Annotated in this window: 19 protein-coding genes; 8 read left to right on the forward strand and 11 right to left on the reverse strand. The window is 69.6% G+C overall.

Annotated features, from left to right (window positions below):
• Positions 1-112 precede the first annotated feature (112 nt).
• Entirely contained in the window at positions 113-685 is a 573-nt protein-coding gene (locus ABZU46_RS20815) for a DUF4396 domain-containing protein (RefSeq protein ID WP_354860264.1), read from the reverse strand.
• 364 nt (positions 686-1,049) lie between these two features.
• On the opposite strand from ABZU46_RS20815, the gene ABZU46_RS20820 reads away from it, so the two are divergent.
• Together ABZU46_RS20820 and ABZU46_RS20825 are read left to right on the forward strand one after the other, a co-directional pair.
• Positions 1,050-2,264 (forward strand): low temperature requirement protein A, encoded by a 1,215-nt coding sequence (locus ABZU46_RS20820; protein WP_354860266.1) that lies wholly within the window; start codon positions 1,050-1,052, stop codon positions 2,262-2,264.
• A 225-nt stretch (positions 2,265-2,489) separates the two neighbouring features.
• Entirely contained in the window at positions 2,490-3,188 is a 699-nt protein-coding gene (locus ABZU46_RS20825; protein ID WP_354860269.1) for a DedA family protein, read from the forward strand.
• A gap of 145 nt (positions 3,189-3,333) precedes the next feature.
• On the opposite strand, the gene ABZU46_RS20830 is transcribed toward ABZU46_RS20825, so the two are convergent.
• Both ABZU46_RS20830 and ABZU46_RS20835 read right to left on the reverse strand, forming a co-directional pair.
• Positions 3,334-3,534, reverse strand: a complete 201-nt coding sequence (locus ABZU46_RS20830) for a hypothetical protein (protein ID WP_354860272.1) — start codon at positions 3,532-3,534, stop codon at positions 3,334-3,336.
• Positions 3,535-3,560: 26 nt separating this feature from the next.
• Positions 3,561-4,358, reverse strand: a complete 798-nt coding sequence (locus ABZU46_RS20835; protein ID WP_354860275.1) for an SDR family oxidoreductase — start codon at positions 4,356-4,358, stop codon at positions 3,561-3,563.
• 208 nt (positions 4,359-4,566) lie between these two features.
• Here ABZU46_RS20835 and ABZU46_RS20840 point away from each other — a divergent pair, with 208 nt between their 5' ends.
• From ABZU46_RS20840 to ABZU46_RS20850, 3 genes are all read left to right on the forward strand, one after another.
• Complete coding sequence (locus ABZU46_RS20840; RefSeq protein ID WP_354860277.1) at positions 4,567-4,998, forward strand: hypothetical protein; 432 nt, start codon at positions 4,567-4,569, stop codon at positions 4,996-4,998.
• 451 nt (positions 4,999-5,449) lie between these two features.
• Positions 5,450-5,797 carry a hypothetical protein gene (locus ABZU46_RS20845; RefSeq protein WP_354860279.1) on the forward strand — a complete coding sequence of 116 codons (348 nt, stop codon included), beginning with the start codon at positions 5,450-5,452 and terminating at the stop codon, positions 5,795-5,797.
• Positions 5,794-6,969 carry a zinc-dependent alcohol dehydrogenase gene (locus tag ABZU46_RS20850; protein ID WP_354860281.1) on the forward strand — a complete coding sequence of 392 codons (1,176 nt, stop codon included), beginning with the start codon at positions 5,794-5,796 and terminating at the stop codon, positions 6,967-6,969. Before ABZU46_RS20845 ends, ABZU46_RS20850 begins: the two co-directional genes overlap by 4 nt.
• Positions 6,970-7,144: 175 nt before the next feature.
• On the opposite strand, the gene ABZU46_RS20855 is transcribed toward ABZU46_RS20850, so the two are convergent.
• From ABZU46_RS20855 to ABZU46_RS20885, 7 genes are all read right to left on the reverse strand, one after another.
• On the reverse strand, positions 7,145-8,368 hold the full coding sequence (locus ABZU46_RS20855) for an iron-containing alcohol dehydrogenase (protein WP_354860283.1): 1,224 nt from the start codon (positions 8,366-8,368) through the stop codon (positions 7,145-7,147).
• Positions 8,369-8,431: 63 nt separating this feature from the next.
• Positions 8,432-9,892, reverse strand: coding sequence for an NAD-dependent succinate-semialdehyde dehydrogenase (locus ABZU46_RS20860; RefSeq protein ID WP_354860286.1), 1,461 nt, complete (start codon positions 9,890-9,892; stop codon positions 8,432-8,434).
• Positions 9,893-10,038: 146 nt separating this feature from the next.
• Positions 10,039-11,115 carry an ABC transporter ATP-binding protein gene (locus ABZU46_RS20865; RefSeq protein WP_354860288.1) on the reverse strand — a complete coding sequence of 359 codons (1,077 nt, stop codon included), beginning with the start codon at positions 11,113-11,115 and terminating at the stop codon, positions 10,039-10,041.
• Positions 11,115-12,182: an ATP-binding cassette domain-containing protein gene (locus ABZU46_RS20870; protein ID WP_354860290.1), complete on the reverse strand. Its 1,068-nt coding sequence runs from the start codon at positions 12,180-12,182 to the stop codon at positions 11,115-11,117. The genes ABZU46_RS20865 and ABZU46_RS20870 overlap by 1 nt, the downstream gene beginning before the upstream one ends.
• Positions 12,182-13,093: a carbohydrate ABC transporter permease gene (locus ABZU46_RS20875; protein WP_354860293.1), complete on the reverse strand. Its 912-nt coding sequence runs from the start codon at positions 13,091-13,093 to the stop codon at positions 12,182-12,184. Before ABZU46_RS20875 ends, ABZU46_RS20870 begins: the two co-directional genes overlap by 1 nt.
• Positions 13,093-14,043: a sugar ABC transporter permease gene (locus ABZU46_RS20880; protein WP_354860296.1), complete on the reverse strand. Its 951-nt coding sequence runs from the start codon at positions 14,041-14,043 to the stop codon at positions 13,093-13,095. Before ABZU46_RS20880 ends, ABZU46_RS20875 begins: the two co-directional genes overlap by 1 nt.
• A complete protein-coding gene (locus ABZU46_RS20885) occupies positions 14,040-15,425 on the reverse strand; it encodes an extracellular solute-binding protein (protein WP_354860299.1) in 1,386 nt (461 codons plus the stop codon). The genes ABZU46_RS20880 and ABZU46_RS20885 overlap by 4 nt, the downstream gene beginning before the upstream one ends.
• 379 nt (positions 15,426-15,804) lie before the next feature.
• On the opposite strand from ABZU46_RS20885, the gene ABZU46_RS20890 reads away from it, so the two are divergent.
• The 3 genes from ABZU46_RS20890 to ABZU46_RS20900 all read left to right on the forward strand — a co-directional run bounded on the left by ABZU46_RS20890 (position 15,805) and on the right by ABZU46_RS20900 (position 18,047).
• Complete coding sequence (locus ABZU46_RS20890; protein ID WP_354860302.1) at positions 15,805-16,548, forward strand: GntR family transcriptional regulator; 744 nt, start codon at positions 15,805-15,807, stop codon at positions 16,546-16,548.
• Positions 16,549-16,636: 88 nt separating this feature from the next.
• Positions 16,637-17,206 carry a DJ-1/PfpI family protein gene (locus ABZU46_RS20895; protein WP_222952845.1) on the forward strand — a complete coding sequence of 190 codons (570 nt, stop codon included), beginning with the start codon at positions 16,637-16,639 and terminating at the stop codon, positions 17,204-17,206.
• A 97-nt stretch (positions 17,207-17,303) separates the two neighbouring features.
• On the forward strand, positions 17,304-18,047 hold the full coding sequence (locus ABZU46_RS20900; protein ID WP_354860317.1) for an alpha/beta hydrolase: 744 nt from the start codon (positions 17,304-17,306) through the stop codon (positions 18,045-18,047).
• 143 nt (positions 18,048-18,190) lie between these two features.
• On the opposite strand, the gene ABZU46_RS20905 is transcribed toward ABZU46_RS20900, so the two are convergent.
• On the reverse strand, positions 18,191-20,500 hold the full coding sequence (locus ABZU46_RS20905; protein WP_354860306.1) for a lysylphosphatidylglycerol synthase domain-containing protein: 2,310 nt from the start codon (positions 20,498-20,500) through the stop codon (positions 18,191-18,193).
• Positions 20,501-20,768 lie beyond the last annotated feature (268 nt).

A 20,768-nucleotide genomic window follows, 5' to 3' on the forward strand; every position in this document is an offset into this window, starting at 1 on the left:
GTCCTTGGGGATGTCGACCAGCACCGGGCCGGGCCGGCCGGTGCTGGCCAGATGGAACGCCTCGGCCAGCACCTGCGCCGGGACGGGTTCGGCCGCCGCAGTCGCCGGTTTCTCAGTGGGCGTGGTGGTACTGGTGCACCACGGCGTGCCCCTTGCCCCGGCTGATCATCCACCGGTTGACGGGCGTGGTCAGCAGGAACGCCACGACCAGCGACCCGGCCAGGGACGCCCAGAACAGCACGCTGGTCAGCCCGGCGTTCATCGCCCCGGGCACCGCGACGATGAACGCGTTGTCCAGCAGCTCCATGATCGCAATCGACACGGTGTCGGCGGCCAGGGCCACCTTCAGCGCGGTGCGGACGTTGACACCGGCTCGCAACACGCCCCGCATGGTCAGCCCGTAGCCGAACACGAAGGCCAGGGCGATCGACAGCACCACGGTGGCGGCGTTGTGCAGCCCGGCCGTGGTGCCGATGACCATGCCCAGGACCTCACCGATGGCGCACCCGGTCAGGCAATGCAGCGTCGCCGACGCCGCGACCGCCCAGCTCTCCACCACCCGCATCTGCTGCCGGTCGGCGTCCGGGCTGTGCTGGTTGTGGCCCTCGTGCCCATGCCCGGCGTGGCCGGCCGAGCCCGGTGCCGCAGTCGCCGTGGGGCTCTGAACGTGGCTGCTGTGATCCATGTCCGACCTCCTTCACTCGCCCACACCGTACCCCCCGGGGGTATGTATGCCAAGGGTTGAGGGGCAGCGTGCCCCCGCGCTGCCTGTCGCACTGACCCGCCGCGACGACGACGGACCCGCAGGCGGCCGATCCTGCCGGTGCGGCTGAGCGGAACCGTCACGACCGGGTGGCCGGCGTCTGGAGTTGGGTGCGCTTGTCCCGGATGTGCCGCAGGCTTGATCGAGGGCGGCGGTGGGGACGCGGCGGGGCCGCAGCCCTCGTCGGCAGTCAGGCCTTCAGTCATCGGGAGTGCGTCTTATCTGTCGACGGCGCGGCCACGTGGTACGACTGCTTCAAGAACAAGCCGACAAAGCAGGCGGGCCGGTGACGACGAACAGAGTGGCCAATCTGCTGCGTGGGCGGGAGAGTCCGCAACGGCCGACCTTCCTGGAACTGTTCTTCGATCTCGTGTACGTCTTCGCGCTCACCCGGATCGTGCACGAGTTGGTGCTGGACTACACCAGGGGTCACGTCGCCGAGACGTTGACCACTACCCTTTCGGAAAACGGCGAGACTCTGCTGCTGCTATTGGCCGTCTGGTGGATCTGGACCCAGACGGCGTGGATGACCAGCAGATTCGACCCGTTCCGGCCGGAGATCCAGTTCCTTGTCCTCGCGACGATGTTCGGGAGTCTGCTCCTGGCGGTCGCGATATCCGGGGCTCTCGCCGAGACCGGAATTCTCTTCGCGAGCACGTACGTCGCGATCCAGGTGGGCCGCACCCTTTTCTTCGTAGTTACCTTGCGGGGCCACGATCTGCGCCGCGTCAACATGCTGGCGCTCGTCTGGTTCGGCGCGTCGGCCGTGCCGTGGCTCATCGGAGCCTTCGAACCCGAGTTGACGCGCAATTCGCTGTGGGCGCTGGCCCTGGCGATCGACTACCTGGGGGGCAGACTCGGCTGGCCGGTACCGGGGCTGGGCCGCTCGCGGGTTTCCCCGTGGGCCGTCGCCGGCGAGCACCTGGCCGAACGCTACTGGCAGCTCGTCATCGTCGCGCTTGGTGAGACGATCCTGACCTCCGGCTCGAGTCTTCTACGTGGTCCGATTGTGCATGAACGAATATTGGCTCTTACCTTGTCGTTCCTCACCACGGTGTTGCTGTGGCGGATCTACTTCTACCGAGCCGGCCAGATCTTGGGCGAGGCCGTCGTGGCATCCGTCGACCCAGGCCGACTCGGTCGGTCGGCCGAGCTCTGTCACCTGCTCATGGTGTCCGGCATCCTCGTGACCTCAGCCGGTTCCGAACTCGTCTTGCTGGATCCATCCGGACACGCCAAACCCGCCTGGGTCGGCGCCATCCTCGGCGGGCCCGCGCTCTACCTCGCCGGGCGTTCACTATTCGAACACGTGGCCTTCGCCCGCGTGTCCCGGCCGCGGCCGATCGGGATCCTCGCCCTCGTGGCCCTAGCGCCGCTGATGGTCCGTCTGCCGCCACTCAGGGTCGCTGCGGCAGCTGCCGCCGTCCTGCTCGGCGTCGCCGTCGCGGACGCGATCCGAGCCCACGGACGCCCACTGGAGCAGGCCTCGCCACCACGCTGACCGGGCAGGCCGGGATGCCGATGCTGGTCGGCACCTTCTCAGATCGGCGAGGGTGGCGACGCGGCGGTCAGTGCCGGCGGACAGCGGGCCGCTGCCGGGGCGAGTGCGGTGACGGCGATCGTGAAAGCCCTGCTGCCGGTGTCCTGCCAGAGGTGCGGGGAGAACGGAGGGAGCGGTCTGGCCGTCACCGCGCCCAGCCCCTGGTCATGGGATGACAATTGCCGGATGGACCAGGTGCTCAACCTGCTGGTGTCGCTGCCACCCGCCCTGGTGCTCGTCTTGGCGTTCCTCCTCCCGGCGCTGGAGGCGTCGACCTTCCTTGGCCTGGTGGTGCCGGGGGAGGTGGCCGTGCTGGTCGGCGGAGTCCTCGCCCACGACGGGAGGCTGCCGCTGTGGGCGGTGATGGTTGTGGCGCTGGCCGGGGCGGCCCTCGGCGACCAGGTGGGTTATCTGATTGGCCGCCGTTACGGCCGGCGGCTGCTGGACCGAACGCCGCGCCGGTTCGTTCGATCTGGTGAGCTGCGTCGTGCGCTCGACCTGATCCGTCGGCGGGGCGCCGGCGCAGTGGTGCTCGGCCGCTGGGCGGCCGCGCTGCGGGCGCTGGTGCCGGGTCTGGCGGGCATGAGCGGCATACCGCAGCGCACGTTCACACTGGCCAACGTTGCCGGCGGGGCGCTGTGGGCAGCGGCGGTGGCCGCGCTGGGTTACCTGGCTGGCGCATCGTACGGACTGCTGGAGCGGCGACTTGGCCTGGGCGGGGAGGTGCTGCTCGCGGTTGTGGCGCTGGTGATCGCGGCACGGTTCTGGGCTGGCCGGCGGGCTGCGCGCCGCGAGCGGGCCGTGCAGGAACCGACGAGGCCCAGTGACGGCACACATCCTGGCGCTCTCGGGGAACCTCGACGCCGCCGACGCCTGCGCGGCTGAACTACTCGCCACCGGCGGACTCGCAGCGGAGCAACGGTGGGACTTCCGTCGGGAGGGCGTCGATAACAGACGCGTTCAGGCCGTCCACATCAAGCGTTCGCAGCGGTGGCACAGCATCGAGCGAGGGGTGCTCGTCAACCCCGGGTCAGTTCCAGGGATCGGCGTTCGGATCGTCGCCGAGCAGCTGCGCGCTCTCCAGGCACAGGTTCTCGCCGAACAGTTGATTGCCGCGGGAGTCGGTGCCCCATGCGTCGTCGGCGGAGGCAGCGATGGCGCGCCATGTGTAGCTGTCAGCCGACCTGGCCGGCCTGGTAGTGCCCGGACCCTGACCTGGCCTTCGCGTCACCGACCTGTCCTTCGCGCCAGCGGCGATCAGCGGACCCGGGACGGATCGGTCGTCCGGGTACGCAGCCACGCGTCGAAGTCGCGGGCCACGATGCGTTCGTCGGTGACACCGTCGGCGGCCGGCGAGCACAGCCAGCGGATCGGCGCGGCCATGACGGCGGGATCAAGCATCTGCTCGCGAACCGCCTGGGGCATCCCGTCCGGGATCATGCCGGTACGGGTGGCCCCGCCGGGCAGGAGTACGTTGACCCATACCGAGTGCTCGCGCAGATCGGCGGCCATGATGCGGGACAGCGCCTCGGACCCCGCTCGTGACGGGCCGTAGGGCACGAAACCTCTACGGATCATGGTCTCCTCGTTGAGCGAGATGTTCACGATGCGTCCGCCGCCGGCGGTGAAGAAGGTCGGTACGACCGCGCGGGCGACCAGGAAGTAGCCGGTGAGGTTCGTGTCGATCACGTCCCGGAAACCGTCGGGCGTGACCTCCCAGAAGCCCCGAGGTTCGGTGAAGAACTCCGGGTTCACGGTTCGCATGCCGATCCCCGCGTTGTTGACCAGCACATCGAGTCCGCCCAGGAGGTCGACCGTCCGGCGGACACCGTCGGCCACCGAGCGCTCATCCCGGACGTCCATGGCGACGCCACCGACCCGCCCGCGCTCGGCGTCGATCTGCTCGGCGACCTGGGCGGTGCGGCCCTCATCGCGGCTGGTGATGACCACCCGCGCGCCGCCGTCGGCCAGCGCCTCGGCCATCGAGCGGCCAAGGCCGTTGGTCGCCCCCGTGACCAGGACCCGTACCCCGGAAAGGGACTCGTCGGTTCTCACGTCACGCACGGTCATGAACCAATCATTCCTCATTCGTGCGCGTGCCGTGCGGAGCAGGCTGACCGGCCCGGGCTGCTGGACGCGGCCGTTCCGTCCCGCGTTTGGCGGCCGGAGGCGCGGGAACACCTCGCCGATCGGGCCCAGGCGACCCGCCACGTCTGTCGTCCGGCAGCGCTGGTGATGCCGGCGAGACCCGAGAGGAGCGAGGATGAGCCCACGCAGGACAACCGTCCCGGCACGCAGATCACCCGGAGCCACCAAGGCCACCGGGGCGACGAAGATGCCGCCGAGCCGGAAGGTGGCGGCCAAGAAGGTCGCCGCTGCCACGAAGCGGGCCACCGGCGCGAGCGCAGCCAAGACGCCCGGCGAGAAGCCCACGCCGACCACGCCCCGCGTCGCCCGGAAGAAGGACGTTTCCGCCACCACGGCCTCGCCCAGCCGCAGGCCGACGGCGAAGGCGGCCGCCGCCAAGAACGCACCACCAAAGAAGGCGCCCTCAGCGAGGGCCGCGGCGAAGAAGGCGCCGGCGAAGAAGGCCGCGCCGACCCGGGCCCGCACCACGTCCGCCACCAGGGCACCGGCCAAGAAGGCGACCACCATGGAGTCGTTCGGCAACCGGCGTACGGCGCGAAAGACCTGAACTTCGACGCCTACCCGATGTGTCGCACCGGCTCGATGACCGTCGGGGAGGCGTCGCCGCAGGCGTGCGCCTCACCATGCGGCCCTGCCCGCCCACGCCGTTCGGGAACCCCCCCCCGGTCCGCACGCGTACCGCCGGGTCAACGACCGGCGTCACGGGCACGGTCTCCTCGCAGAATGCCCTGGCCAGTGGAAACTCCGCGCGTGTTGCAAACGCCCCTGCGGGGTTCGCCCCTTATGAAAGAGTTTGCTCTGAAGGTTGCCGATTATCGACGGCACCCGCACGAGCAGATCAAGTGACAGGGGCGGACATGAGGTGGCTGATCGGTGGTGCGGCCGCGATTGCCGGGGGGATGGTTGTCCGGCGCCTGCTCGGTGGGGCTGGCCGGGGCAATGACCAGTGGCAACGGGTTCAGGCCCGGCGGCGCGGGGCGCGGTGGCACGTGGCGACGGTGAACCGACCGGCGGGTGACGTCGCCCCGGGCGGCCAGTTCCCCGAGCCGCTGGCCGGGCTTGGCGACGCCGTCGAGGTCCAGGTCCGGCCTGCCCCCGGCGGCCGGGGGACCGAGATCGCCGTACGGCTGCGCGACGGCGCCCGACTCCCTGTTGCCGCCGCGGCCCGACGGGTCACCGGCCGGGATCCTGAACAGGCGATCCGGGCTGCGCTGCGCGAGTCGAAGCAACTGATCGAAACCAGTGAGGTCCTGCACCCGGACTATCCGCCCACGACCGAGCCGACTCCGATGAACAAGCCACTGCGAATGGCCACCCAGCAGGGTCGGCGGGAGGGACGACAGTGAAGGCGCTGGTCTGGGAGGGAGCCAACGAGCTCGCGGTGCGGCAGGTGCCGGACCCGCAGATGCGTAACGAGCAGGACGTCATTGTGCGGGTCCGGCGGACTGTGACGTGTGGTTCGGACCTGCACCTGCTCGGCGGGTACATCCCGTTCATGGAACGCGGCGATGTCCTCGGGCACGAGTTCCTCGGCGAGGTCGTCGAGGTCGGTTCGCAGGTACGCAAGCACAAGGTAGGCGACCGGGTCGTCGTCTGCTCGTTCGTCTCCTGCGGCAAGTGCTGGTACTGCCAGCAACAACAGTTCTCGCTGTGCGACAACGGAAACACCAACCCGATGATCACCGAGAACGTCTGGGGCGCCGCGCCCGGAGGCTGCTACGGCTACTCGCACGCACTGGGGGGCTTCGCCGGCAGCCACGCCGAGTTCATCCGCGTCCCCTACGCCGACCAGGGCGCCTTCACCGTCCCGGACGAGGTGAGCGACGAGCGCGCGCTCTTCGCTTCCGACTCCGCGCCGACCGGTTGGATGGGCGCCGACCTCGCCGGCGTCAAACCGGGCGATGTCGTGGCGGTCTGGGGTGCTGGTGCGGTCGGGCAGATGGCGGCTCGGGCGTCCGTGCTGCTCGGTGCCGATCGGGTGATCGTGATCGACCGACTCGACAACCGGCTCCAGATGGCCCAGACACATCTCGGCGTCGAGACGCTGAACTACGAGCAGCAGGACGTCAGCGGCGAATTGCTGGAGCGCAGTGGCGGCCGAGGCCCGGACGTGTGCATCGAGGCAGTGGGTATGGAGTCGCACAGCAGCGGTCCGCAGTTCTGGTACGACCAGGTCAAGCAGCAGCTGCGCATCGAGTCCGACCGACCGATCGCCGCCCGGGAGGCGATCTACAACTGCCGCAAGGGCGGCAGCGTGTTCATCCTGGGTGTGTTCGGCGGCCTGGTTGACAAGTTTCCGCTCGGGGCGGTGATGAACAAGGGGCTGACGCTGCGCGGCGCACAGCAGCACGGACAGCGCTACATTCCCATGCTGCTGGAGCGGATGGCCCGCGGCGAGCTGGTCACGGAGCATCTCGCGACACACACGATGCCGTTGGACCAAGCGCCGCGCGGCTACGAGATGTTCAAACAGAAACTCGACGGATGCGTACGGGCCGTCTTCCAGCCGACCAGCTGATTCCGCCGTCGCCGGTGCCCCTCGCACCGTAGCGCGACCTCACTTACTGGATGGCCCTCAGCGCCGTCGCGGCAGCTCCCGTGCCGCTGACGTGGTGGTGGAGCCAGGCCGTCGAGGGGAGCGCCCCCGACCACTCGTCGTCGTGTGAAAGGCCCGCCACTGCCTCTGTTCGGAGTCAGGACGTGACGTGTCGGATCCGGTCCCCGGTCCAGGCCGCTTCGAGGATCGCGGTCAGGCTGGCGGTGTCGGTCGGGCCTGGATGGTTCTGGATCAGGCGGGTGACGCCACTGGCCATCTCCGCGAAGCGCGGGAGGTCGGCGCGTGCCACGCCGATGTCCGCCAGGGTGGCAGGGATGCCGATGTCGGCAAGGAGCCCGTCGAGCCAGGTGAGGAACATATCTGCGGCCTCGGTATCCGAGGCGTCGGTCACGTCGAGCCCGCACACACCGGCGAGGATGGCCAACCGGTCGCTGATGGCCTCCCTGGCCGCGTCCAGCGCGTAGGGCAGCAGCAGCCCGACGCCCAGGCCGTGCGGCGTGTGCGTGGCTGCGCCGATGGGGTACTGGAGAGCGTGCGGGGCCGCGTTGCCCGCGTGGGAGAACGCCAGCCCGGCGAGCATGGACCCATAGGACATGTCCGCCCGCGCGTCCGTGTCGCCTCCGTCCCTGACCGCACGACGCAAGCTACGGGCGATCCGCTCGGCGGCCAGGAGCGCGTAATGGTCGGTGATCGGGTTGCGGCCGAGGAAGACCTGCTCCACCGGGTCGCGCGGTCCGTGGGCCCGCCCTCGCGCGGTGTAGCTCTCCACCGCGTGACAGAACGCGTCGATGCCGGAGTGGGCGGTGACGGTCGCAGGGCAGGTGTAGGTGAGTTCGGGGTCGACGATGGCGAAGTCGGGCACGATGTGGACGCTGGAGACCCCCACCTTCAGCTCGCGGTCCGGGTCGGTCAACACCGAGACGGGTGTGAGCTCGGAGCCGGTGCCGGACGTCGTCGGGACCGCGACGAGAGGAATCGTGGGCCCCGGCACCTTCGACTCGCCGTAGAAGTCGCGCGGCGTCCCGCCGTGGCGGCGGATGACGCCGACGATCTTGGCGAGGTCGATCACCGTGCCACCCCCGATGGCGAGGATCACGTCGGCGTCCACCTCGGCGGCGACCGAGACGGCCAGGGCGACATCGGCGAGTGGCACGTCTGACGTCGCGTCGGAGAACACCCCGACGACCTCGACCCTCTCCCGCACGGCGGCCACGATCTCGGCCACGCCCGGCTGCCCGAGAAGGACCTGGTCGGTCACGATGAGGACTCGCGAGCCACTCTCGGCCACCACTCGTGGGATGTTCTGCGCGACCCCTTCGCCCACTATCAGCTGGCGTGGTCCGCGGACGGTCTCAAGCATGTCAGTGCCTCTCTCGAACGTCGGCGGCGATGTGCGGGGCGGAAGCTCGGGGCGGCAGGCCGGTCACGGTAGGTCGATCGCCGCGTAGGTGAGGTCGAGGTACTCGAGGATGCCCTCGTGCGACCCCTCCTTGCCGATCCCGGACTGCTTCACGCCTCCGAACGGAGCTGACGGGTCCGAGATCAGGCCACGGTTGATGCCGACCATTCCCGTGTCCAGCCCTTCGGCGAACCGGAGCGCCCGCTGGAGGTCACGGGTGAAGACGTATCCGACCAGGCCGTGCTCGGTGTCGTTGGCCTTCGCCAGCACCTCGTCGTCGGACGTGAACGAGATGATCGGCGCCACCGGGCCGAAGATCTCCGTCTTCAGCATCCGCGCGTCGTCGGGCACGTCGACGAGGACCGTGGGCGGGTAGAAGTGGCCCGGCCCATCCGGACGCTCGCCGCCCACCACGATCCGGGCGCCGCGATCGACCGCGTCGGCGACGAGCTCGTCGATCCTGGTGACCGAAGCCTCGTCGATCAACGCCCCGACGTTCACGCCGTCGTCGAGACCATGGCCCACCGAAAGCGCGCCCATCCGCTCGGCGAAGCGCGCCGTGAACTCCTCGCGCACCGGCTCCTCGACGTAGATCCGGTTGGCCGCGATGCAGGACTCCCCGATGTTGCGCATCTTGGCGACCATGGCACCGTCGAGCGCGACGTCCAGGTCAGCGTCGGCACACACGATCAGGGCCGCGTTGCCGCCCAGTTCCATGGACGTACGCAGCACGTTGTCCGCAGCCTGTCGGAGCAGCACGCGCCCGACCTCGGTCGACCCGGTGAACGACAGCTTGCGGGTCCGACTGTCGGCCAGCAGTGCGGAGATGACCTCGCCGGAACGCTTGGTGGTCAGCACGTTGACAACGCCCGGGGGTACGCCGACCTCCTCCATGATGCGGGCCAGGAACAGCATGGTGAGTGGCGTCTGGGCTGCTGGCTTGGTGATCGTCGTGCAGCCCGCGGCCAGCGCGGGAGCGATCTTGCGGGCGCCCATGGCCAGCGGAAAGTTCCAGGGCGTCACGAAGACGCACGGTCCGACCGGCTTCGGCACGGTGAGGATGCGATACCCGCCTGCGGGAGCGGTGCTGTAGCGCCCCTCGACGCGCACCGCCTCCTCGGCGAACCAACGGAAGAACTCGGCGCCGTAGGCCACCTCCGCCCGAGCCTCGACGAGCGGCTTGCCCATCTCGAGCGTTATCAGCCGGGCGACCTCCTCGGATCGCTCGATCAGCGCCCGGTACGTCGCGGTCAACAACTCCGACCGTTTCCGCGGCGGGGTCGCCGCCCACTCCGTCATTGCCGTGCTCGCCGCGTCCAGAGCGGCGAGCCCGTCAACGACGTCCGCGTCCGCCACCTCGGCGATGGCTCTGCCGGTGGCCGGGTCCTCGACGGCAAAGGTGGCTCCGCTCGCGGCGTCGCGCCAGGCGCCGCCGATCCGGAGCCGCCGGTGCTCGGGGGCCAGGACGTTCATCGGGTCACTCATTGCGTCGCCTCCTGTGATCCTCGTGGTGATGTCCGGCGTGCCCCAGCGAGCGCGCTGTGCGCGTGGACGGACGGGTCACCCGCCCTGGTCCGGGGCGAGGTTGCCGAGCGGGTCGAAGGTGGCCGTGGCCCCGTCTGCCGGCGCGGTTACCGCCCAGCCTCGGACAACGACAGCCCGGTGTCCGCGTCGAACAGGTGCGCACGGTCCAGGTCGACCGTGACGTGCAGCCGCTCGCCGGGCGTACCGGTGACGGTGGGTCGTGCCTTGACCTTGAGGATCTCCGTCCCCACTCGGACGTCGACCACCGTGCGGTCACCGAGCGGCTCAAGCCCGTAGAGCTCGCCGGACAACGACGCGTGCCCACGCTGTTCGACGGACAGGTCCTCCGCGCGCAGGCCCAGCAGCAGCGCCCGGCCGTCCTCAGCCGTGGTCCAGCGGGGCCGCGGCAGCGTCCAGCCGTCCGCACCGACCAGACGATCTCCCTCGGCGCGGCAGGCGAGCAGGCTGATCGGTGGGCTCCCCACGAATCCTGCGACCCACTGGTTGGCGGGACGCTCGTACACCTCGGTCGGCGTTCCGACCTGTTGCACCTTCCCCTCCTTGAGGACCGCTACCCGGTCGGCCATGGACAGGGCCTCGACCTGGTCGTTGGTCACGTAGACGAAGGTCGCTCCGAGGCTCCGGTGGATGCGGGTGAGCTCGGTGCGCATCTCGACGCGGAGCTTGAGGTCGAGGTTCGTCAGCGGCTCGTCCATCAGGAACGCGCGGGGGCGACGCACCAGCGCCCGGGCCAGGGCGACCCGCTGCATCTCACCGCCCGACAACTGCGCGGGTCGACGTTGCAGCAGACGTTCGATGTGCAGCAGGCTCGACATCTGCTCGACGGCCGCGGCGATCTCGCTCGCGGAACTACGGCGTGCCCGCAGCGGCGAGGCGATGTTCTCGTACACCGTGTGTCGCGGGTAGAGGGCGTAGTTCTGGAAGACCATGGCCAGGTCGCGTGCGGCCGGGGCGTCACCTGTCGCGTCCCTCCCGTCCAGGCGCACCGACCCGGCGTCAAGCTTCTCCAGCCCGGCGATCGCCCGCAGGGTCGTCGTCTTGCCTGCCCCGGAGGGCCCGAGCACGACGAAGAACGAGCCGTCCGGCACGTCCAGCGTCACCCCGTTCAGGGCCTGGACCTTGCCGAAGGACTTGCGCAGCCCGTGCGCTGCCACGGTTCCCATCAGGCCACCAGCTCTTCCGTGCTCACGTCGTAGACCGCCGGGGTCCCGCCGGTGTGCCGCAGCCCGACCTTTGCGTCAGCGGCGAAACGAACAGTCGGTGGCATCCGAACCCGTACGTCGCGCTGGCCGCTGTGGTCGACCACGTAGATGATTTCGTCGCCCAGCCACTCCGCCGAGACCACCCGGGCCGGGATCGAGCCTTCCGCCAGTGGTTCGGTGACTTCCAGCGCCTCCGGCCGGACGCCCGCCACCAGGCGACGGTCACGCGGCAGGCCTGGCGGTGGCGTGAGAACCAGTCCGCCCTGACCGCGCAGCTTTCCGTCGGCCACCTCCACCTCAATCAGGTTCATCGGGGGAGAGCCGATGAATGCCGCGCAGAAGAGACTCGCGGGACGGTCGTAGACCTCCAGCGGCGTGCCGATCTGCTCGACGCGGCCCTTGTTGAGGATGGCGATTCGGTGACCGAGCGACATCGCCTCGACCTGGTCGTGGGTGACGTAGACCATCGTCGCCCCCAGCTCGCCCTGCAGGTGCTTGATCTCCGTGCGCATGTCCGCCCTCAGCTCGGCGTCCAGATTGGTGAGAGGTTCGTCCATGAGGAACGCGCGCGGTCGTCGTACCAGGGCACGAGCGAGCGCAACGCGCTGCTGCTCTCCGCCGGACAGCTGGCGCGGTCGCCGGTCCAGGAGTGGACCGAGCCGCATCAGCCGGGCGGCCTCCTCGACCCGCTTGTGCACCTCCGGCTTGGGCAGTCCCTCGGCCCGCAGTGGGAACGCCAGGTTGTCGCGGGTCTTCAGATGCGGGTAGAGAGCGTAGAACTGGAACACCATGGCGATGTCGCGCTCGGCGGGCGGCAGGTCGTTGACCAGCGTGTCGCCGATGCGGATGTCGCCCGTCGTCTGCCTCTCCAGGCCGGCTATGGCCCGCAGCGTGGTCGTCTTGCCGCAACCCGAAGGGCCGAGCATCACGAACAGCTCACCGTCGCGGATGGACAGGTCCACGTGGTCAACCGCGACCGTCCCGTCCGGGTAGCGCTTGTGCAGGGCGGTCACCTCGATGTCGGCCATCAGCGTCGCACCGCCCCGAGCGTCACACCGGCGATGAGGTGCTTGCGCACCAGGTAGGCGAAGACGAGCACCGGTAGGGCGAACACGACGGAGGCCGCGGCCACGAGACCCCAGTCCGTGGTGGTGCCACCGATGAGGCCGGCGATGGCGGGCGGAGCCGTCCGCACGTCGTCGCTGGAGGTGAGGAAGATGGCGAACACGAACTCGTTCCACGAGAAGATGAGTGCGAAGACCGCCGTCGCGGCGATGCCGGGCACGAGCAGGGGAAGGGTGAATTTCCAGAACGCCTGCAAACGGGTGTAGCCGTCGAGCATGGCGGCGTCCTCGTACTCCGCGGGCACCTCGTCGACGAATCCCTTCATCATCCAGATCGTGAACGGGACGTTGAACGCGGCGTAGATGAGGATCAGCCCGAGCTTGCTGTCGATGAGTCCGACCTGGCGGTACATCAGGAAGATCGGGATTACGACCACCACGGGCGGCATGAAGCGGGTGGACAGGATGAAGAACAGTTGGTCCTTCTTGGCCTTCACCGCGAAGCGTGAGTACGCCCAGGCCGCCGGAACCCCCAGCACGGTGGCCAGCACCGTGGACACCCCGGCGACCACGGCGGAGTTGAGAAACGCGACGGAAAGGGCCGAGCGACCGCCGCCGGGAGCGACGAACACGTCCTTGAAATGGTCCAACGTGACCGTGAAGCCGAAGAACTTGGCCGGGATGGCGTAGACGTCCCGGTTCTCCTTGATGGACGTCTCGATCATCCACAGCACCGGAAAGAGCATCACGACGGCCAGCACCACCAGCAGCGCCAACTCCACCCCGGAGCGGCCCCGGCCACCAAGACGGCGCGCGGGGGGCGTGCGATCCCGGGCAGGACCTGTGGACACGGCCTCGTCGACGGAGACGGCCATCAGCCCTCCTTGAGCTTGTTCAGGTAGCGCAGGTACAACTGCGTGAGGACGATGACGACGAGGACCATGAGGATCCCGTACGCCGAGGCGGTCCCGGTGTTGAAGCCCAGGAACGCGACCTTGTAGACGTGGAACGACAACGTCTCGGTTGAGACACCCGGGCCTCCGTTGGTGAGGATGTAGACGAGGTCGAACAGCCGGAAGGCCTCGATGGCCCGGAACATCACGGCAATGAGGAGCAGCGGCCACACCAGCGGAAGAGTGATGGTGCGGAACCGGAACCACTCGGACGCCCGGTCGATCGAGGCGGCCTCGTACAGGTACTTGGGAACCGCGGTCAGGCCCGCAAGGGCGATGAGCATGATGAACGGCGTCCACTGCCAGGTGTCGACCATGACCAGCGAGATCAATGCCGTTCGCTGCCGGGTGAGCCACTCCACCTGCCCCAGGCCGAGCGAGCCGAGCATGCTGTTGATCACGCCGAATTGCGCGTCGAGCATGAATCGCCAGAACAGCCCGACCACGACCGGCGACAGCATCATCGGAACCAGGAACAGGGTGGTCAGCAGTCCTCGCCCGTGCGTACGACGCGAGATCAGGTAGGCGATGCCGAAGCCGAGCACGGTCTGCAGGCCGACCGCGCCGACCACGTAGATCAACGTCGTCAAGGCCCTCTGGTGGACCTGCGCCGACGTCAGGATGGCGGTGTAGTTCCCGAATCCGACGAACCCGGCGGGCCCCCCGCGGGTGGCCGAGTAGTCGGTGAACGACAGGTACAACGCCCACAGCAACGGGAACACCGACATGGCGAGCAACAGCAGCAGCGCGGGGGAGATGAAGGCCACGGCGAGCCCGCGGTCGGTCAGCCGGCGGGACCGACCCGGTGCAGGTGGCGCCGCGGACGCCACCTGCCCGGGGTTGTCGGTCGACAGGGGGACGGGCGCACTCACAGTCCGCCGCCGCCCTTGCGGCCGCTGGAGTCGAGCACGCCCTGCTGCTCCTTGGCGATGTCGTCGAGCGCATCCTTCGGCTTCTTCGCGCCGTTGAGAGCCGCGTTCACGTTGGTGTTCTCGATGTCGACGAGGCGCGCGTACTCGGGCACGTTCCACATGTCCCGCATCCGCGGAACCGAGTCGGTGTAGACCTGGTTGAACGGCCCGGCATTGAGGAACTCGGGCGACTCCAGGGCATCCGTACGCGACGGCACGCCACCGGCCGCGGCCCACTTCTTCTGAATGTCAGGCCGCTCGAACCACTTCATGAAGTTCAGGGCCTCGGCCTGGTTCGCCTTGGCGGAGTAGGCCGACACGTGCATCCCCATACCGCCGAGGGGGACCAGGTTCGTCTTCTGGCTCGGCAGGGTGGCGAAGCCCAGCTTGTCGAGAATCTGCTCCCGCGTCTTGCCGAGCGTCGACTGCTTCGGATCGAGCAGGCCGCCGCTCGCGGCGATCCAGTTGAACGCGATGCACGCCTTGCCCTGGGCGACCGCCGCGTTCACCTCGTCGATGAACCAGTTGCCGGAGCCCTTGGCGGTCAGCGGCTTCATCTTGTTGACCAGGACGTCCATCGCCTCCTGGCCCGCCGCGTCGTTGAGGACGCCCTCGATCTTGCGGGTCTTGGCGTCCCAGAGGTTGCCGCCGTAGACCCCGTTGACCGTGTTGTAGGTGACGGCTGCGGCGTCGGAGCCGTTGGCCTGGTGGAAAGCCAGCCCGCTGACGCCGGGGTTGTCCGCCTGGCACTTCTCGGCAGCTGCGATCATCTGGTCCCAGGTCTGCGGCGGCTTGTCGCCGATCAGGTCCTTGCGGTAGATCATCGTCCAGGTGTCGCCGAGCAGCGGCAGTCCGTACAGGCTGGCGTTCTCGTCGCGCTTGCCGGTCTCCGCCTGGGGGAACTGGCCGTAGGCCGCCAGCAGGTACGGGTTGTAGGCCGTGACGTCGATGTTGTTCTTGACGAAGTCGGTGATGTCGAGGATGTTGCCGTTCGTCACGGCCTCGCCGATGTGTTGCGAGTCCAGGATCGCGATGTCGAAGTCGGTCTTGTGCGCGGCGAACTGGGTGAACATCGCGTCGTGCCAGTTCGCGTTCGGCACGGTGTTGACCTTGATGGTCGCGTTCGGCCGCTCTTTTGTGTACTCGGCGTTCGCGAAGGCTTCCAGCGCCTTGGCGGGCGGCCAGTCGAACCAGATGAAGCTGAGAGTCAGCGGGTCCTTGGTGAGCTCCGGGATGGTCGCCGGTGCCTTGGGGGCACTCGCCTTCCCGCCGTCGTCCTTGCCGTCGCCGCATGCCGTCACGGTCGTGGCGACCAGCAGCATGGCCGCCGCCGCCAGCTGCACCTTTCGGCCAGGAACGGATATTCGTCCTATTCGCCGTGGATTCCGCATCTTCTCGCCTGCTTTCTGGGTGGGGACTTCTAGAGCCTCGCTATGTGCTTCGCCGAGCAGTTGCTGGGTTGTTCGGGTGTGTTGCCGGGCTGTCGCGGGGGCCGACCCGGGGACCGGCGTCACGAGTACGCCGCGATGTACTGGGCCTTCACGCCGTCGAGCAGGCCCTCCAGGTGATCGACGTGGCCATGGCGGGCGGTTCCGCGATGGTGGCGGATGAAGATCATCCGTCGCGTTTCCTATACGATCTGGTTGGGGGCGTCAGAATGCCGCAGCGTTGTGACTGGTGTCAACAGGTTCCCGAAGGCGCAAGAAAGGACCTCAGGTCACGATGGACGACGAAGCGATGATCGCGCGGGGCCGTAGGGCCATGCCGGGCGGAATGCCGCCGGGAAGATCTCGTGGCCGGCTTGCCGACGAGGTGTACGACACGCTGCTCGGACAGCTGATGTCGCTACGGATCGAGCCCGGCTCCCGCGTCACGATCGACGTCCTGGCGCGAGAGTTGGGGGTCTCGCAGACGCCGATCCGAGACGCCCTGAACCGCATGGAGGCCGAGGGTCTGGTCGTGCGGGTGCCCCACGCCGGCTACCGCATTCCTCCCCAGATCACCCGTCACCGATTCGAGGACATGCTCGAGGTTCGCCTGCTCCTCGAGCCGGCGGCGGCGCGCAGATCCGCCGAGCGGGCGTCCTCAGAGCAGGTGGCCGGTCTGCGACGAATGCTGGAGGAGATGGCGGAGCTCGAGGGGGGTAGCGGGCTGCTGGCCTATGGCGCCTTCGGGCTACGCGACGCCGCTTTTCACGATCTCGTCGCCCTGAGCGCGGAGAACCAGGTCATCCGTGAAACGCTCGCTCGCCTGCACAGCCACGTGCACCTCTTCCGGCTGCACCACGACACCCAGGTCACTCACCTGGCGATGGCCGAGCACGAGGACGTGGTGGCCGCGATCGCCGCGCGTGACCCCGACGCCGCCGCCTACGCGATGCGTCGGCACATCCTGCGGTCCGGCGAGCGTTTCCGACGATTGTTCGACGAGGTCAAGGACGAGGACGGAATGGCGCTGGAGGGTTGACGGGCGGGCTGGGCCGAGGAATGCTGACTCGATCGGATCGGATTGGATCCACCTCACCGCCACCGCCACCAGATGCGAGGAGAAGCAGGTGCCCAGAGCGCTGCTCCTGACCGGCGACGCCGCCGAGGAACTCGACACCATGTATCCCTACTACCGCGTGCAGGAGGGCGGCTGGGACGTCGACGTCTCGTCACGGACGATGCGTGACGTGCAACTGGTCATCCACGAGTTCGACCCCAACTCCGACGCCTACGTGGAGAAGAACGGCCGGAAGCTGCCGGTCGACGTGCCCTGGGCCGAGGTCGACGTCGAGCGCTATGACGCCCTCATCATCCCCGGGGGACGTGCCCCCGAGTGGATCCGGGTCGACGCCGACGTCAGGCGCATTACCGAGCACTTCTTCGCACGCAACCTTCCCATCGCGCTGGTGTGCCACGGCGCGCAGGTTCCAGCGGTGTACGGGCTGCTGAAGGGTCGGAAGACGGCGTGCTTCCCACCCATCACCGGTGACATGGAGAACGCGGGCGCGACGGTCATCGACGCTCCCGACGTCGTGGACGGCAACCTCGTCTCCTGCCGGGGATGGCCCGACATGCCGCAGTTCGGCCGGGCGATGATGGAGCTCTTCTCGAAGTCCGTCAACTCCGCCTCGGCGTGAACACACCTGGTCTGGCCCGGTGACGGCACTTCGGACCGTCGCAGTCGACGGTTCCCCCGTCCACGTCCTGGAGAGCGGCACCGGGCCCGCGGTGCTGATGCTGCACGGCTCCGGACCCGGCACGACCGGGTCCGGCGCCTGGGCGACGACGGCGCAGGCGCTGGGCGCGTCCTGGCACCTGGTGGCTCCCGACCAGGCGGGGTTCGGCCGTACACCGGTCCCGGCGGGCTCCACGGGTGGGCTCCGGCTGTGGACGGAGCAGGCTGCGGGCCTGATGGATGCTCTCGGTATCGAGCACTACGCCGTGGTGGGTCACTCCATGGGCGGTGCCGTGGCGCTGGCGTTGGCGGCCGCGCGCCCCCAGCAGGTCACCCGTGTCGTGGCGGTCTCGACGATGGGCGCCCCCGGAGCGCCGCTGTCCGCCGAGCTCGACGCGGTCTGGGCCGCCCCGGCCGGCCCGCTCGGGGCCCGAGACATGCTGAGTCGCCTCGTCCTCGACCAAGCGCTCGTCACGGATGCGGCCGTCGATGCCCGTGCAGCTGCGATGCGAGCGGGGGCGGCCGCATTCGCGTCGTTGTTCCCTCCACCTCGGGCACGATGGGTCGACGATCTCACCCTCTCGGCGCAGACGCTGGCAGCGATCCGCGCGCCCGTGCTGCTCGTTCACGGCGCCGAGGACCGAGTCACCCCGCTCGCGACGGCAGCCCAGCCTCTGCTCGAACACCTGGCCGATGTCCGTCTGCACGTGCTCGGCCGATGCGGGCACGTGCCGGCGATCGAGCACCCGCACGAGTTCAGGCAACTGCTGTCGCGTTTCCTCCGCCGCGACCGAGGTCACTGATTGCTGCGGCAGGTCCGCAGCCCGTGCTCAAACAGATCGCAGTCGCGGAGGGACGCCGAGCCCCCATAACTGTTCGCCCTGCGTATGGAACAGGGTGATGCAGCGTTCGTGGCAGCGCGCGGATTCGGCCAGTTGCCTGGTGGTCATAGCAGCCGGCGGCGGGTCAGGACCCGGAAGGCCAGGTAGCCCGGCGGTACCGGGAGCCAGAACGTCGCGAGGCGGTAGATCAGGGTGCCTGCGACGGCGGCGTCCAGCGGCAGCCCGTAGAGCAGCAGGCCGGAGACGAGCGCGGCCTCGGTGGCGCCGAGGCCGCCGGGGGTGGGCGCGGCGGACGAGACACCCTCACCGACGAGGCAGACCAGGATCACCGGGGGCAGGTGCGCGAGGGGGACCGGGCCGGTGGCGAGCAGCGCGAGGTAGAGACAGAGGCCGTAGGTGAGGGTGAGCGCCATCGACGCGACGGCGAGCCGCCGCAGCCCGTGCTGGTGGCGCAGTTCGCGCAGCGCGGTCACGACCTGGCCGGCCGCCGCGCGTCCGCGGCGCCGGATCCGGGGTACGGCGAGCACGGCGGCGAGGACGAGCAGGACAGCCAGGGTGCCCAGCAGCAGCGGCAACGCCCTGGCCGCGTCGTGGGTGAGGATGCGGGCGGGTTGGCGGGCGAACGGCAGCAGCACCGGCAGGAGCAGCACCACCGAGAACACGCCGGCGGTACGGGAGACGGCCACGGCGGTGCCCGCGGCGGCGGCGACGAGTCCCTTCTGGTGCAGGTACCGCAGGCTGAGGGCGGCGCCGCCGAGGCTGCCGGGTGCCAGCCGGTTGGCGAACGACGCGGCGACCTGCACCAGGGTGGCCTCGCCCAGCGGGACCCGGTTGGCCGCGGCCAACCGGAGCACGAGGCCGCTGAGCAGGTAGGTCAGGGCGGAGCCGAGCAGCGTCGCCGCGACCGCGACCGGGTTGGCGTGCACGATCAGACGCATGGCGGTGCGTATCTCGCCGAGCTGGGGGAGCAGCAGGTGCACAATCAACCCCAGGACCAGCAGCTCCAGGACCGCGCGGCGGCTGATCCGGACCACCTTCGCCGCCGGGCGGTCACGGTCGGGGCAGCGCCGCAGGATCTCCTGGCGTAGGCAGGTCAGCATGCCGGGGTGCCCGCGCAGGGCGGCACGGCCGGCGCGCGAGAGCACCGGAGGTTGCAGGAACGGCACGCTGTCCGCGACCGCCGCGACGCCCAGGCGGTCGATCGCCCCGGCGACCACGCTGGCCGGGTCGACCCGCGTGGACACAGTGACCATCAGCTCGACGACGTCGCGGGCCTGCTGCTCGGCCGAGGCGTCGTCGGTGCCGAAGCCCAGGTCAACCAGGTAGGCGCGGTCCCGGCCGACGAGCACGTTCGCGGCGCGCAGGTCGCGGTGCGCGATGCCCGCCCGGTGCAGGTGGGCCAGCTGTTCCCAGGCGTCGCGCACGGCGGCGAGCGGGACCGGCCCGACGACGGCGTGCAGCGGGGCGGCGTCGATGAACTCCTGCACCAGTACGGCGTCGCCGCCGGGCATGGCGGCGGTCGTGACGACGGCCGGTATCCGGACGCCGGCGCGCTCGGCCAGCAGGGTCAGACACGTTTCGTGTTCGCTCTGCTGGCGGGCGCTCAGGTACGGCGGCGTGTCGGCCACGTGGCGGTAGCGCACCCGTCGGTAGAGCTTGTAGAACCAGTCCGCGTCGCGCTGCTCACCGCCGGTCACCTTGACGAACAGTCGCCGCCCGTCGGTGGTGACCGCCTGCCACGGCTGCGAGCCGCGGGCGTCGCCGTGGATCGGCGCCCACCGTGCCACGTCGATCCCGCGCCGCCGCAGCGCCGCCCGCAGAGGGGGCACCGACCGTTGCGGTCCAACCTCGCCGACCACGAGCCGGGTCAGACACACCGCGAGCCAGCCGACGAGGAAGCCACCGACCACGTCCACCGGCAGGTGCGCCCCGACGTGGATCCGCGCGACGGCGACCAGCCCGATCACCGCCCAGGCCGCGCGGCGCCATCGGGGCCCGCCGGCCCGCGCCGCGACGAGCGCCAGGGCCGTGGCGACCGCGACGTGTCCCGACGGGTACCCGAAGCGCCCGGTGATCGTCTCGCGCAGGACCACGTCGGCGAGCAGCGCCGCCGGGCGCTGCCGGGCGACCGCGGCCTTGACGGCGACCGCGAGCCAGTACGCCAGGTTCCCGGCCAGCAGGAGACTCCACGCCGTGCCGATCCGGCGTGCGACGACGGCTGCCGCGGCGGTGACGAACACCGCCGGGTACGAGCCGAGCTGCATGACCAGTACCAGGACCGGGGCCAGCCCGGCGGGAAGGTGATTGAGAAGGGCGAACAGGTCCCGCTCCCACGGCGGCACCGGACGGCTGCGGATGGCGGCGCTCAGCGCTGCCAGCAGGCCGGTCGAGACGGTCAGGCTGACCAGCAACACCGGCGACGGGCGATGCGTTCGCGCTCCCACCGGTCCTCGGCCGCCCCTCATCCGGCGCAGTGCCTCCGTCGACCCGAACCCTACGGATCGCCCGCCCACCGCGTGGCCTTTCTCGTCACCGGTCAACCCGTTGGGGGTGACAATCAGCGGGTGGACAGGGCGGTCGGCGGTGCTGGTCGGGCTGCCGCCGCTCCTCGTCCTGACGCTGGTGATCGTCCAGCCGGCCCTGGAGTCCTCGACCCTGCTCGGGTTGGTCGTGCTCGGCGAG

The organism is Micromonospora sp. NPDC005197, assembly GCF_040608295.1.
Classification (GTDB): Bacteria; Actinomycetota; Actinomycetes; order Mycobacteriales; family Micromonosporaceae; genus Micromonospora.